At 72.5% G+C, this 13,646-nt stretch carries 13 protein-coding genes; 7 read left to right on the top strand and 6 right to left on the bottom strand.

Annotation, left to right across the window (positions count from 1 at the left end):
* Positions 1 to 23: 23 nt before the first annotated feature.
* A complete protein-coding gene (locus tag DRB89_RS15945) occupies positions 24 to 1,598 on the bottom strand; it encodes an RNA polymerase sigma factor (protein WP_275431895.1) in 1,575 nt (524 codons plus the stop codon).
* Between the two features lie 453 nt (positions 1,599 to 2,051).
* Here DRB89_RS15945 and DRB89_RS15940 point away from each other — a divergent pair, with 453 nt between their 5' ends.
* A complete protein-coding gene (locus tag DRB89_RS15940) occupies positions 2,052 to 2,675 on the top strand; it encodes an Lrp/AsnC family transcriptional regulator (protein ID WP_239516170.1) in 624 nt (207 codons plus the stop codon).
* Positions 2,676 to 2,736: 61 nt separating this feature from the next.
* Here DRB89_RS15940 and DRB89_RS15935 read toward each other — a convergent pair whose 3' ends face one another.
* Both DRB89_RS15935 and DRB89_RS15930 read right to left on the bottom strand, forming a co-directional pair.
* Complete coding sequence (locus tag DRB89_RS15935) at positions 2,737 to 3,324, bottom strand: TetR/AcrR family transcriptional regulator (protein WP_112446698.1); 588 nt, start codon at positions 3,322 to 3,324, stop codon at positions 2,737 to 2,739.
* Positions 3,321 to 4,868, bottom strand: coding sequence for a 3-hydroxyacyl-CoA dehydrogenase (locus tag DRB89_RS15930; protein ID WP_112453181.1), 1,548 nt, complete (start codon positions 4,866 to 4,868; stop codon positions 3,321 to 3,323). Before DRB89_RS15930 ends, DRB89_RS15935 begins: the two co-directional genes overlap by 4 nt.
* Before the next feature lie 157 nt (positions 4,869 to 5,025).
* On the opposite strand from DRB89_RS15930, the gene paaN reads away from it, so the two are divergent.
* On the top strand, positions 5,026 to 6,708 hold the full coding sequence (paaN, locus tag DRB89_RS15925) for a phenylacetic acid degradation protein PaaN (protein ID WP_112446697.1): 1,683 nt from the start codon (positions 5,026 to 5,028) through the stop codon (positions 6,706 to 6,708).
* Here paaN and DRB89_RS15920 read toward each other — a convergent pair.
* The 3 genes from DRB89_RS15920 to DRB89_RS15910 form a co-directional block, all read right to left on the bottom strand.
* The gene (locus tag DRB89_RS15920) at positions 6,705 to 7,505 is read right to left on the bottom strand and encodes an RNA methyltransferase (protein WP_112446696.1); all 801 of its coding nucleotides are present in this window, start codon (positions 7,503 to 7,505) and stop codon (positions 6,705 to 6,707) included. The two genes, paaN and DRB89_RS15920, sit on opposite strands and share 4 nt — an antisense overlap.
* Positions 7,502 to 8,677, bottom strand: a complete 1,176-nt coding sequence (locus DRB89_RS15915; RefSeq protein ID WP_239516800.1) for an HTTM domain-containing protein — start codon at positions 8,675 to 8,677, stop codon at positions 7,502 to 7,504. The genes DRB89_RS15920 and DRB89_RS15915 overlap by 4 nt, the downstream gene beginning before the upstream one ends.
* 152 nt (positions 8,678 to 8,829) lie before the next feature.
* Positions 8,830 to 9,663, bottom strand: coding sequence for a DUF5819 family protein (locus DRB89_RS15910; RefSeq protein WP_112446695.1), 834 nt, complete (start codon positions 9,661 to 9,663; stop codon positions 8,830 to 8,832).
* A 71-nt stretch (positions 9,664 to 9,734) separates the two neighbouring features.
* On the opposite strand from DRB89_RS15910, the gene paaA reads away from it, so the two are divergent.
* The 5 genes from paaA (at position 9,735) to DRB89_RS15885 (ending at position 13,553) form a co-directional block, all read left to right on the top strand.
* Complete coding sequence (gene paaA / locus DRB89_RS15905; RefSeq protein ID WP_204357626.1) at positions 9,735 to 10,790, top strand: 1,2-phenylacetyl-CoA epoxidase subunit PaaA; 1,056 nt, start codon at positions 9,735 to 9,737, stop codon at positions 10,788 to 10,790.
* On the top strand, positions 10,787 to 11,071 hold the full coding sequence (gene paaB / locus DRB89_RS15900; protein ID WP_030153111.1) for a 1,2-phenylacetyl-CoA epoxidase subunit PaaB: 285 nt from the start codon (positions 10,787 to 10,789) through the stop codon (positions 11,069 to 11,071). The genes paaA and paaB overlap by 4 nt, the downstream gene beginning before the upstream one ends.
* A 116-nt stretch (positions 11,072 to 11,187) precedes the next feature.
* Entirely contained in the window at positions 11,188 to 11,868 is a 681-nt protein-coding gene (gene paaC / locus DRB89_RS15895) for a 1,2-phenylacetyl-CoA epoxidase subunit PaaC (RefSeq protein WP_239516799.1), read from the top strand.
* Positions 11,862 to 12,362, top strand: coding sequence for a 1,2-phenylacetyl-CoA epoxidase subunit PaaD (gene paaD / locus DRB89_RS15890; RefSeq protein ID WP_112446693.1), 501 nt, complete (start codon positions 11,862 to 11,864; stop codon positions 12,360 to 12,362). Before paaC ends, paaD begins: the two co-directional genes overlap by 7 nt.
* A complete protein-coding gene (locus tag DRB89_RS15885; protein WP_112446692.1) occupies positions 12,363 to 13,553 on the top strand; it encodes a 2Fe-2S iron-sulfur cluster-binding protein in 1,191 nt (396 codons plus the stop codon).
* The last annotated feature ends 93 nt before the right edge of the window (positions 13,554 to 13,646 follow it).

The following is a 13,646-nucleotide window of genomic DNA, read 5'->3' as shown; positions in this document are numbered from 1 at the left end:
ACCCGCCCGCCGGCCGGTCCGGGTCAGTCCAGGTAGTCGCGCAGGACCTGGGACCGGGAGGGGTGACGGAGCTTCGACATGGTCTTCGACTCGATCTGGCGGATGCGCTCGCGCGTCACCCCGTAGACCTTGCCGATCTCGTCGAGGGTCTTGGGCTGGCCGTCCGTGAGGCCGAAGCGCATGGAGACCACGCCCGCCTCGCGCTCGCTCAGCGTGTCGAGCACGGAGTGGAGCTGTTCCTGCAGCAGCGTGAAGCTCACGGCGTCGGCCGGGACGACCGCCTCGGAGTCCTCGATGAGGTCGCCGAACTCGCTGTCGCCGTCCTCGCCCAGCGGGGTGTGCAGGGAGATCGGCTCGCGACCGTACTTCTGGACCTCGATGACCTTCTCGGGGGTCATGTCGAGTTCCTTGGCCAGTTCCTCCGGGGTGGGCTCGCGGCCCAGGTCCTGGAGCATCTGGCGCTGGACGCGGGCCAGCTTGTTGATCACTTCGACCATGTGCACCGGGATGCGGATGGTGCGGGCCTGGTCGGCCATGGCGCGGGTGATCGCCTGCCGGATCCACCACGTGGCGTACGTGGAGAACTTGTAGCCCTTGGTGTAGTCGAACTTCTCGACCGCACGGATCAGACCCAGGTTGCCCTCCTGGATCAGGTCCAGGAAGAGCATGCCGCGGCCGGTGTAGCGCTTGGCCAGCGAGACCACGAGGCGGAGGTTGGCCTCCAGCAGGTGGTTCTTGGCGCGGCGGCCGTCCTCGGCGATGATCTCCAGCTCGCGCTTGAGCTTGGGCGCCAGCTTGTCGGAGTTGGCGAGCTTGTCCTCGCCGAAGAGCCCGGCCTCGATGCGCTTGGCGAGCTCGACCTCCTGCTCGGCGTTGAGGAGGGGGACCTTGCCGATCTGCTTGAGGTAGTCCTTGACGGGGTCGGCGGTGGCGCCGGCCACGACGACCTGCTGGGCGGGGGCGTCGTCCTCGTCGTCCGAGATGACGAAGCCCTTGTTCTCCCCGCCTTCCTCGTCCTCGTCGGACTCGCCCTTGGCCTCGGCGGAACCGTCCTCCGTGCCCTCTTCATCGCCGTCGTCGGCGTCCTTCTTGCCCGCGGTCTTCTTCGCGGCGGTCTTCTTGGCCGCGGTCTTCTTGGCGGGCGCGGCCTTCTTGGCCGTCGTCTTCTTCGCCGCCGCCTTCTTGGCGGCGGGTTCGGTCGCGGTCCCCTCCGCGAGGGCGTCCACGGTCAGCAGAGCCTGCTCCGCGGCCTCCGCGGCCTCCGCCGGCGCGGCCGCCGTTTTCGCCGCCGCCTTCTTGGCAACGGGTTCGGTCGCCGTCCGCTTGACGGGGCTCTTCGCTGCGACGCTCTTGCGGGTGGTGCGCTTGGGCGACTCCGCGGCACTGACCATCAGCGTCACACCCTCTTCCTCGAGGATCTGGTTGAGGCTGCGCAGAACATTCTTCCACTGGGTCGCAGGAATCTGGTCAGCCTCGAAGGCCCGACGCACGTCATCGCCGGCGATCTGCCCCTCGGCCTTGCCCCGCTCGATGAGCGCCATCACAGACTCGGAATCGGCGATCTCCGGCGGGAGCGTACGGGATGTGCTGGCCGACACGAACAACCTCTCGGAACGATGGAAACGGCTTCCGACCCCGGGCCTGGTGGTGCTGGACCGGAGCCGACGACCACCGACTGGGGATGGGCCGGGGGCGCGGGCAGGGGCCGGGGAGCTGTACAGCACCCGCAAGGGCTGCTGTCTTCCCTCCGTCGGCCATCACCTCTTAGGTCATCGCGTGACCTCGCTGAGCGTTACGCCCAATCTTCGTGGCCCGAGTCACACCCCGTTGAGCGGTGGGACGCACCGGCACCGGGCAGCTCTTGGACCGTCATGGCGGCGTACACCTCCTCGTGGGAAGCGGGCGGGGAGGGCCCCGGGTGTGAGGCCCCTCACCTACCGATTGTTCGGTTGTCCGCGCAATTTGGCTACAGGCAGCCCCAGGCTGTGGACAAAGTGGCGGCGGGGCCCTGGGATGGGTGCAGGACGTCCAGGAGAGGCAGGCAGCGGGCGATGGCGGATGAACAAATGGCCGGAGCGGGTTCCGGAGTGGTGCCCGGGGCGGGGGGCGCATCCGGGGGCGCACTCCCGGGTACCGGCGCACCGGCGGGCCCGCCGGTGCCGCCCGGAGCGCCCGGACCGGGCGGACCGCCCGGACCGCCGCGCCCCCTCGACTCCATCGACCGCTCGATCGTGCGCCTGCTCCAGGCGGACGGCCGCGCCTCGATACGGTCCGTCGCCGAGCAGGTCCACGTCTCCCGGGCCAACGCCTACGCCCGCATCAACCGGCTCATCGACGACGGCGTGATCCGGGGCTTCACCGCCCGCGTCAACCACGAGCGCGCCGGGCAGGGCGCCTCCGCCTACATCACCCTGAAGATCGTCCAAAACTCCTGGCGGACGGTCCGCGAGCAGCTCCGCGAGCTCCCGGGCGCCGCCCACATCGCCCTGGTCAGCGGCGATTTCGACGTCCTGCTCCTGGTCCACACCCCCGACAACCGCACCCTGCGCGAGCTGGTCCTGACCCGCCTCCAGTCCATCCCGGAGGTCCTCTCCACCCGCACCCTGCTGGTCTTCGAGGAAACGGACCTGCTGGCCCGCGACCCGTCCGCGGGCCCGACGATCTCCGAGGACTGAGCCTCCGCCCCGCCCTGCCCCGCCCCGCCTGCGCCGAGCCGGAGGCCGGGCGTGCGCCCGGTCAGCGCTGGGTGCGCAGGCCGTCCAGGGCCATGCTGACCACCGCGTCCGCCAGCTGGTCCGAGGTGGTGCCCGGGTGCGGGCGGTACCACTCGACCAGGGAGTTGACCATGCCGAAGAGGAGGCGGGTGGCGAGGCGGATGTCCACGTCCGCCCGCAGGTCGCCCTCGGCGGCGGCGGCCTTCAGGAGCTCCGCGACCTGGTGGTCGAACTCGCGGCGCCGCTCCAACGCCCAGCGCTCGGTGCGGGTGTTTCCCCGGACCCGCAGCAGCAGCGTCACGTACGGCAGTTCCGCGACGAGGACCTCGACCGTGCGCCGGGTGACGTACTCGACGCGCTCGACCGCGCGTCCCCGTACCGCCCCGGGCTCGCCCAGCACCGCGAAGAGCTCGTCCAGCGCCCGGCTGACGGCCCGGTGGAGCAGCTCCTCCTTGCCCGCGACGTGGTGGTAGATCGAGGACTTGGAGATGCCGGCGGCCTTGGAGAGGTGCTCCATCGAGGTGCCGTCGTAGCCGCGCTCGTTGAAGACCTGGACGGCGACGGACAGGAGGGTCTCGGGCGTGTAGGTGTCCCGCTTGGCCGTCGTCATTCCGTCTCCCCCGCCTCGTCGTACGCCTCGTCCCCGTCCTCGGCGTCTTCCTCCCCCGCCGCGTACCCCAGCTTGTACAGCGCCAGCGAGGGCGCGTACCGGCCGCCCGGACAGCGCGCGTCGAGGTGGTGCAGCAGGTCGTACGCCCAGTCGCGGCCGAGCCGGTCGTGCCATTCGGCGGGGCCCGCGGGGTAGTTGACCCCGAGCCTCATCGCCGTGTCGATGTCCTCGGCGACCGCCACCCCGCGCGCGACGGCATCGGCGGTGAGGTCGATCAGCATCGCGACGGTCCGGGCCACGATCATGCCGGGGACGTCGCCGATGACGGAGACCTTCTTGCCGAGCTTCTGGAACAGCCCGACGGCCTCCGCGAGGGTCCGCTCGCTGGTGTCCTCGCTCACCGAGAGCGCGACGCGGGTCGCGGCGCGGTAGTCGAAGGCGAGGTCGAAGTAGACGACGTCGGCGAACTCGATCGAGGTCTTGCCGTCGGCGAGCACGAGCTGCCCCTCGCCGGGGAGCTGGATGTACGGGCCCCCGTGGCCGACGGCCGTGACCGCGATCCCGGCCTCCTCCAGGAGCTCGGTGAGGCCGGCGGCGGGCCCGAGGTCGCCGACCACGGTGACCGCGCCCGGAGCGTCCTCGGGTCCGGCCGTGTGCGGGGCCGGGGCCTTCGCGTCCGGGCCGTACGGGTACCAGCCGTGCCCCGACTTGCGGCCGAGGCGGCCCGACTGGACCAGCCGGCGCTGCGCGAGGGACGGGGTGAACTTGGGGCTGCGGAAGAAGGACTCCCACACGGAGCGGGTGACGGCCTCGTTGACATCCTGGCCGATCAGGTCGGTCAGCGCGAAGGGGCCCATCTTGAAGCCGCCGCTCTCGCGGAGCACGGCGTCGATGGTGGCCGGATCGGCGCCCTGCTCCTCGTACACCGCGAAGGCCTCGGCGTAGAAGGGGCGGGCGATCCGGTTGACGATGAAGCCCGGGGTGTCGGCGCAGCGCACCGGCGTCTTCCCCCAGCCCAGCACGGTGCGGTACGCGCGCTCGGCGGCGGCCGGTTCGGTCGCGAACCCGGAGACCACCTCGACCAGCGGGAGCAGCGGGGCCGGGTTGAAGAAGTGCAGGCCGAGGAAGCGGCCGGGGTGCGCGAGGCCCGCGGCGAGCTCGGTGACGGAGAGGGAGGAGGTGTTGGTGGCCAGCAGCGCGTCCGGCGAAACCACCTCTTCGAGTGCGGCGAACAGCGCGCGCTTGACGGAGGCGTCCTCGACGACCGCCTCGACGACGAGGGCGGCGCCCGCCAGCCCGGACAGTTCGGCCGCCGAATCGATTCGGCCGATCGCGTCCTCGGCCTCGGCCCGATCCAGCCGGCCCTTGGCGGCCATCCGCTCGACGCGGTCCTGCACGAAGCCGACCGCGTCGGCGGCGAGGACGGCGTCGATGTCGTAGAGCAGCACGCGGTGACCTGCGAGAAGGGCGACCTGGGCGATGCCCTGCCCCATGGTCCCCGCGCCGACTACCGCCACTGTGCGGGACCGCTCGATTGCTGTCATGACCCGATCCTCCCGCACCGACTTGTCCACAGGCCCGCCGGGCCCTCTTGTCCCGACCGATCGTTCGGTTACTCTAACTCCAGTCTGCTCTTCTTCATCCCTTCTTGCCCGACCCGATCGCCTGATCCCGCCCGGCTCAACGAGGAGTTGGTCCCTGATGGCCGCCGAGCTCACCGTCCCCCAGCTGTCCGCCAAGCACCGGCCCACCCTGGACCAGGCCCTGGCCACGATCCGCAGCCGCGCCTACTGGTCCCCGCACCCCGAGCACCCCAAGGCGTACGGGGAGACCGCCGGAGCCGACGGCCTCGCCGCCTTCGAGGCGCTGCGCGGCACCCGGCTCGACCTCGGGCAGCCCGGCACCGACGACTGGACGGGCGCGGAGACCTCCCCGTACGGCGTGGAGCTCGGCGTCGAGTACCCGCACGTGGACCCGGACGTGCTGCTGCCCGCGATGCGGGCCGGCATGGCGGCCTGGCGGGACGCCGGTCCGGAGACCCGCGCCCTGGTCTGCATCGAGATCCTGGCCCGGATCTCCGCGCGGACGCACGAGTTCGCGCACGCGGTCATGCACACCAGCGGCCAGGCCTTCATGATGGCGTTCCAGGCGGGCGGCCCGCACGCGCAGGACCGCGGCCTGGAGGCGGTTGCCTACGCGTACGAGGAGCAGACCCGGGTCCCGGGGCAGGCCGACTGGTCGAAGCCGCAGGGCAAGAAGGACCCGCTGGAGCTGGGCAAGACCTTCACGGCCGTCCCGCGCGGGATCTCCCTGATGATCGGCTGCAACACCTTCCCCACCTGGAACGGCTACCCGGGGATCTTCGCCTCCCTCGCCACGGGCAACCCGGTGCTGGTCAAGCCGCACCCGCGCGCCGTGCTCCCGCTGGCGCTGACCGTCCAGGTGGCCCGCGAGGTCCTCGCGGGCGCCGGCTTCGACCCGAACCTGGTGGCGCTGGCGGTGGAGCGGCCGGGCGAGGGCATCGCCAAGGAGCTCGCCGTCCGCCCCGAGATCAAGGTCATCGACTACACCGGGTCCACCGAGTTCGGCGAGTGGCTCGAGGCCAACGCCCGCCAGGCGCAGGTCTACACGGAGAAGGCCGGCGTCAACACCGTCGTCCTGGACTCCACCGACGACTACAAGGGGATGCTGTCCAACCTGGCCTTCTCGCTGTCCCTGTACAGCGGCCAGATGTGCACCACCCCGCAGAACCTGCTGATCCCGCGCGACGGCATCGAGACGGACGCCGGGCACAAGTCGTACGACGAGGTCGTCGCGGACCTCGCCGGCTCGGTCGGCGGTCTCCTCGGCGACGACGCCCGGGCCAACGCGCTGCTCGGCGCGCTGGTCAACCCGGACGTCAAGGCCCGTCTGGAGGCGGCGGCCGGGCTCGGCGAGGTCGCGCTGGCCTCGCGCGAGATCACGCACCCGGAGTTCCCGGGAGCCGTCGTGCGCACGCCGGTGATGGTGAAGCTGGACTCCTCCAAGCCGGACGAATCCGCCCCCTACCTCTCCGAGTGCTTCGGCCCGGTCTCCTTCGCGGTGGCGGTCGACTCCACGGCGGACGCCCTCGAACTGCTGCGGCGCACAGTCCGCGAGAAGGGCGCGATGACGGTCGGGGCGTACACGACCTCCGCGGACACCGAGCGGGCCATCGAGGAGGTCTGTCTGGAGGAGTCGGCGCAGCTCTCGCTGAACCTGACGGGCGGGGTCTATGTGAACCAGACCGCGGCCTTCTCCGACTTCCACGGTTCGGGCGGCAACCCCGCGGCGAACGCGGCGCTGTGCGACGGGGCGTTCGTCTCCAACCGCTTCCGCGTGGTGGAGGTCCGCCGCCAGGCCTAGACCGGCTCTTCCGGATCCTGCCGGGGCCCGCCCCAGTGGAAGAGGGCCATCGCCACGCTGGTGGCCAGGTTGTAGCTGGAGACCTGCGGGCGCATCGGCAGGGACACCAGGTGGTCGGCGCGGGCGCGGAGCTCGGGCGAGATGCCGTGGCGTTCCGAGCCGAAGGCGAGCAGGGCGTCGTCCGGGAGGGTGAGGGCACGGATGTCCTCGCCCTCCGGGTCGAGCGCGTACAGCGGGCCCGGCGGCAGGGTGTCGAGGTCCACCCGGTCCACGGTGGTGGCGTAGTGCAGTCCCGCTCCGGCACGGACCACGTTGGGATGCCAGGGGTCGAGGTCGCCGCGGGTGACGACGCCGGTGGCGCCGAAACCGGCGGCGAGGCGGACGACGGCGCCGACGTTGCCGAGGTTGCGGGGGTTGTCGAGGACGACGACCGGGGCCGTCCTGGGCAGCGCGGCGAGCCGGGCCAGCCCTTCTGCGCGGCTCGGCCGGACCGCGAGGGCCGCCACCCCGGTGGGGTGCACCCGGCCCCCGCCCAGCAGCGCCTTCAGCGGTGCCCGGCGCACCAGCCGGGCGACGTCCGCCGCCACGTCCGGAGCCAGCTCGTGCGCGAGGTCCCGTACGGCATCCGGCTCGTCGGCGACGGCGATGCGCACGTCCGCCCCGAAGCGCAGGGCGTGCTTGAGCGCGTGGAACCCGTCGAGGAGGACGAGGTCCTCCCGCGCGGCTGCCTCCCGCCACTGCCGTTCGGTGCCGTCCGTGACCTGGGGATCTTCGGGATCCGCGTGCTGCTCGCTCATACCGCCGAGCCTACGGTCCCCGGCCGTTCCTCCCGCTCCCGCTCCGGGCCGGGCCCCGGCTCAGCCTCCGCCTCCGCCTCCACCTCCGGAGCGGGCCGGCGGCCGCGCGGGCGCAGCGCCGCGGCGCGCGCGCCGAGCCAGAGCAGGAACGCCGTCGGCAGGAAGACCGCGTCCGCGGCGATCATCGCCAGCGAGAAGAACGGCAGCCCGAGCAGCACGGCGATCCCCACGTGCTCCAGCATCATCAGCGCCAGCAGCACGTTCTTGATCCGCCGGTTGAACAGCGTGAACGGGAAGGCCACCTGGACGGCGACCGTCCCGTACGACAGCAGCATGACCAGCGTGCCGCTGCCCGCCAGGAAGGCCGAAAGCCCGGGCCACGGGGTGAAGTAGTCCAGGCCCAGCGGGTAGTACAGGGCGGTGCCGTCCTGCCAGCGCGAGCCCTGGATCTTGTACCACCCGGCCGTCGCGTAGATCAGGCAGACCTCCGCCATGATCACCAGCATCCCGGCGTTGTGCACCAGGTTGGCCAGGACGTCGAGGACCGCGCGGCCCTCCCCCTCCGGTTCGTGGCGGTCGACCATCCACCACAGCGCGGCGAGCACCCACAGCGCCGCGAAGGCCACCAGCCAGCCGGTGGTGAACCGGTCGGTCACCGCCCCGTACGCGAACACCGCGCCGAGCACGCCCCACAGCACCGGCCCCGCGGGCCCTGCCGAGGCACTGCCGAGCCGGCGGGCGCGGCGGGCGTCCAGCGACCACACGCGGGCGCAGCGGGTCAGGACGAGGTAGATCGCCATCAGGTGGATGACGTTGTCCCCGCCGTCGCCCATGAAGACGCTGCGGTTCTGCAGGGACAGCACCCCGACCATGAACAGCACGGACGTCGCCCGGGTGCGCCAGCCCAGCAGCAGCAGCGCGCTCGACAGCACGGAGACGGCGTAGACGATCTCGAACCAGAGGGACGAGTCCGACCACATCAGCACCGTGAAGGCGTGGTTCGAGTCGATCAGCCGGCGCGCCAGCTCCCAGCTCCAGGGGCCGTCCGGCCCGTAGAGCTCGTGGCGGTACGGGAACTCGCGCAGCAGGAAGAACAGCCAGGTGCCGGCGAAGCCGATGCGGACCACGGCGCTCTGGTGGGGGCCCAGAGCCTGACCGGTGACCTTGGCCAGGGCCCGCCCGGCGGCGGTCCGCCAGGCCGTGAGTCGCCCGTCCGTGGCCTGCCCGGCCGTGGCCCGCCCGTCCGTGGCCCGCCCGTCCGTGGCCTGCCCGGCCGTGGCCTGCCCGGCCGTGGCCTGCCCGGCCGTGGCCCGCGGGCCGCCGCTCACACCGTCCACCACGGCAGCTCCCGGTAGTACGTCTGGGTGTCGGTTTGCTCGTCGGACCACTCGGGCGCGCGGACCGCCGTCGTCGCCGCGCGCAGCTGGATCCGTACGATCCGGCCCACGGCGAGGCGCCCGCCCTTGCCCACGGCCATGTCGGCCTCCGTCCGGGGGTCGAGGCGGTCCAGCGCGATGCGGCGCAGGTACTGCTCCGCGAGTTCGCCGCGCTCGCCGTTCGCCTTGTTGTCCTCGTCGTGCGAGCCGGTGAAGAAGTCCCAGGCCCGGCGGAGCTCGTTCTGCTCGGTGTGGCTCGGCAACAGGCTGTGGCGGATGGCCCGCCCGTCCTCGGCGGACAGGTCGCGCCAGTTGCCGACGACCAGCAGGCCCTCGTCCGTCCGCACCTCCACGCGCACCTCGACGGAGATGTTCTGCTGGAGCGGGTTGGGTGCGAAGAGCTTCCAGTTCTGTTCGAACTCGGGATAGACCCAGCCGTCGACCGTCTCCGCGTGCTGCTTGCTCACCGTGTTGGACGGCGCGACGTGCAGGAAGACCAGCGCCAGGTGCCAGCAGGCGGCCACGGCGACCGCACCGAGGGCGAGGGCGGCGACGACCCGGTACGGGGCGGACAGACCGGCGATCCCGGGTGCCCTGGGCGGGGGCGGTGCGTGGGGCGGCGCGGTGGGCGGTGCATGGGGCGGTGCGGCGAGCGGTGCGGCGGGTGGTGGTGCGTCCCCTTCCGCAGGCTCGTGCTCGTTCGAATCCATCCCGCCCCGATCATCTGGCGTCCACAGGGTTGACCACAGAGGTTGACACCCTACGGGCCGTCGTCCCACCATTGAAGGGCATGAACCGAACGATCGGTCGGTCGGGCGGACGAGGCGGAAAAGACTCCTGACAGGGGGCCGTGATGGTGGCAGTGACCCCGGCAGTGACCTCGGGGGCGGGGCAGGACGCGGGACGGGATGCCGGGATCGGCGTGAGCGCCGACCTCGGCGCCCAGCTCGCGGCGGCCTTCGATGCCGCCGTGGCGGCCGATGAGCGCGTGGAGCCGCGCGACTGGATGCCCGACGAGTACCGCGCCACCCTGGTCCGCCAGATGGCCCAGCACGCCCATTCCGAGATCATCGGCATGCAGCCCGAGGCGAACTGGATCACCCGCGCGCCCTCACTGCGCCGCAAGGCCATCCTGATGGCCAAGGTGCAGGACGAGGCCGGCCACGGCCTGTACCTGTACAGCGCCGCCGAGACGCTGGGCACCAGCCGCGACGAGCTCCTCGACAAACTCCACGCCGGGAAGCAGAAGTACTCCTCGATCTTCAACTACCCCACGCTGACCTGGGCCGACGTCGGCGCCATCGGCTGGCTCGTGGACGGCGCGGCGATCACCAACCAGGTCCCGATCTGCCGCTGCTCCTACGGGCCGTACGCGCGGGCCATGGTCCGGATCTGCAAGGAGGAGTCCTTCCACCAGCGCCAGGGGTACGAGCTGCTCCTCGCCCTCTCGCGGGGCACCGAGGCCCAGCACGCGATGGCGCAGGACGCCGTCGACCGGTGGTGGTGGCCCTCCCTGATGATGTTCGGCCCGCCCGACGCCGAGTCGGGGCACTCGGCGCAGTCGATGGCCTGGCGGATCAAGCGGCACTCCAATGACGAGCTGCGCCAGCGCTTCGTCGACATCGCCGTCCCGCAGGCCGAGTCGCTGGGCCTGACCCTGCCCGACCCGGACCTGAAGTGGAACGAGGAGCGCGGGCACCACGACTTCGGAGCGATCGACTGGACGGAGTTCTGGGAGGTCCTCAAGGGCAACGGCCCGTGCAACGAGGAGCGGATCGGGCAGCGCCGCGCGGCGCACGAGGAAGGCGCCTGGGTGCGCGACGCGGCCGCCGCGTACGCGCGGAAGCAGGCGGCGGCCACAGCAGCGGCAACAGCAACCACCACCACCGGAAGCGAGGCGCGGGTATGACGCAGAACTGGCCCCTGTGGGAGGTGTTCGTCCGCTCGCGGCGCGGCCTCTCGCACACGCACGCGGGCAGCCTGCACGCCCCCGACGCGGAGATGGCCCTGCGCAACGCCCGCGATCTCTACACCCGGCGCGGCGAGGGCATCTCCATCTGGGTCGTGCCCTCCACCGAGATCACCGCCTCCTCGCCGGACGAGCGGGACCCGTTCTTCGCCCCGTCCGCCGACAAGCCCTACCGGCACCCCACCTTCTACGAGATCCCCGAGGGGGTGAACCACCTGTGACCAGCACCGGCACCGGCAGCGGCCTCAGCACCGGCCTCAGCACCGAAGCGGGTCCCGTCGCCGAGGCGGCCCCCGCGGCCCCCACCGCCGCCGTCCTCGCCCTCGGCGACGACGCGCTGATCCTCTCCCACCGCCTCGGCGAGTGGGCGGGCCGCGCACCCGTCCTGGAGGAGGAGGTCGCCCTCGCCAACATCGCCCTCGACCTGCTCGGACAGGCGCGCGTCCTGCTGTCGATGGCGGGCGACGAGGACGAGCTGGCGTACCTGCGCGAGGAGCGGTCCTTCCGCAACCTCCAGCTGGTCGAGCAGCCCAACGGCGACTTCGCCCACACCATCGCGCGCCAGCTCTACTTCTCGCTCTACCAGCACGAGCTCTACGGGGAGCTCGCGCTCGGCGACGGCCCGTTCGGGCCGCTCGCCGCGAAGGCGGTCAAGGAGACGGCCTACCACCGCGACCACGCCGAGCAGTGGACGCTGCGGCTCGGCGACGGGACCGCGGAGAGCCGGGCCCGGATGCGCGCCGGGCTGGACGCGCTGTGGAGGTACACCGGGGAGATGTTCCGGCCGGTGGACGGTCTCGACGGGGCCGACGGCATCGACTGGGCCGCCCTGGAGGGCCGCTGGCTGGCCGCCCTGGGCGCCGTCCTGGAGCGGGCCGGGCTGGAGCTGCCCCAGGGCCCGCGCCACGGCGCCTGGGCCGCCGGAGCCGGCCGGCAAGGACTGCACACCGAGCCGTTCGGCCGCCTGATCGCGGAGATGCAGCACCTGCACCGCAGCCACCCGGGGGCATCGTGGTGACCGAGGGCCAGACCCGGCTCGAGGTGGAGCTGGCCGCGCTGGCCGGCTCCGTCCCCGACCCCGAGCTGCCCGTGCTCACCCTCGCCGAGCTCGGCGTGATGCGCGGGCTGCGGATGTTCGAGGACGGCCACGTCGAGGTCACCCTCACCCCCACGTACACCGGCTGCCCGGCCATCGAGGCCATGTCCGAGGACATCGAGCGGGTCCTGACCGGCCACGGCATACCGGACGTCCGGGTGCGCACCGTCCTGGCCCCCGCCTGGTCCACCGACGACATCAGCGCCGAGGGCCGCCGCAAGCTGGCCGAGTTCGGCATCGCCCCGCCGCGGCCGCACTCCGCCGGCGGACCGGTCCCGCTCACCCTGTCCGTCCGCTGCCCCCAGTGCGGATCGACCGACACCGAGCTGCTCAGCCGGTTCTCCTCCACCGCATGCAAGGCGCTGCGCCGCTGCACCGCCTGCCGCGAACCGTTCGACCACTTCAAGGAGCTGTAGATGGCCGTGTCACCGCCGTCGCCCACGCCGGGGTCCGCGAGCCCGGCGAGCCCGGCGCGCCCCGCGCGCCACGGCGCGTTCCACACCTTGACGGTGGCGGCGGTCGACCGGCTCACCGAGGACTCCGTGGCGCTGACCCTCGCCGTCCCGCCGGAGCTGCGCGCCGAGTACCGGCACGCCCCCGGCCAGCACCTCACCCTGCGCCGGCAGTCCCCCGGCGGGTCCGGCGGCCCCGACAGCCCCGGCACGTCAGAGGTGCGCCGTACGTACTCGATCTGCTCCCCCGCGCCCGCCGCCGACGGGCCGGGCCCCGCGACCCTGCGCGTCGGGGTGCGGCTGGTGGAGGGCGGGGAGTTCTCCACGTTCGCCCACAAGGAGATCACCGCCGGGGACACCCTGGACGTGATGGTCCCGGCCGGGCGGTTCGTCCTGGACCCGGCGGCCGCCCCGCCCGCCGCGCACTATGCCGCGATCGTCGGCGGCAGCGGGATCACCCCGGTGCTGTCGATCGCCGCCACCCTGCTGGCGGCCCGGCCCGACGCCCGGTTCTGCCTGGTGCGCAGTGACCGCAGCGCGGCCTCGACGATGTTCCTGGAGGAGGTCGCCGACCTCAAGAACCGCCATCCCGACCGGTTCCAGCTGGTCACCGTCCTGTCCCGGGAGGAGCAGGAGGCCGGGCTGCCCTCGGGGCGGCTCGGCGAGGAGCGGCTGACGGAGCTGCTGCCCGCGCTGCTGCCGGTCGCGGAGGTGGCGGGCTGGTTCCTGTGCGGGCCGTACGGGCTGGTGACCGGGGCAGAGCGGGCCCTGGGCGCACTCGGGGTGGTGCGGACCCGGGTCCACGAGGAGGTCTTCCACGTCGAGGACACCGCCCCGTCGGTGCCCGCCGACAAGGCCGGCGCCCCGGCCGGCGCCACCCACGCCCGGGTCACGGCCCGGCTCGACGGCCGCTCGGGCACCTGGCCGGTCCGGGAGGGCGAGTCCCTGCTCGACGCGGTGCTGCGGGCCCGCGCGGACGCCCCGTACGCCTGCAAGGGCGGGGTGTGCGGCACCTGCCGGGCGTTCGTGGTGACGGGCGAGGTGCGGATGGACCGGAACTTCGCCCTGGAGGAGAAGGAGACGGAGGCCGGGTTCGTCCTGGCCTGCCAGTCGCACCCGGTGTCGGAGGAAGTGGAGATCGACTTCGACCGCTGAGCGGCCCTCCGCGCCGCCCCCCTGTCCATTTTCAAGAACGTGTTCTATCTTGACGCACCGTCAGACAGAGCACGTTCCGGGCACGCGGGAGGA

The sequence above is a fragment of the Streptomyces sp. ICC4 genome, from assembly GCF_003287915.1.
Classification (GTDB): Bacteria; Actinomycetota; Actinomycetes; order Streptomycetales; family Streptomycetaceae; genus Streptomyces; species Streptomyces tritrimontium.
This window is presented reverse-complemented; position numbering and strand designations above follow the sequence as displayed.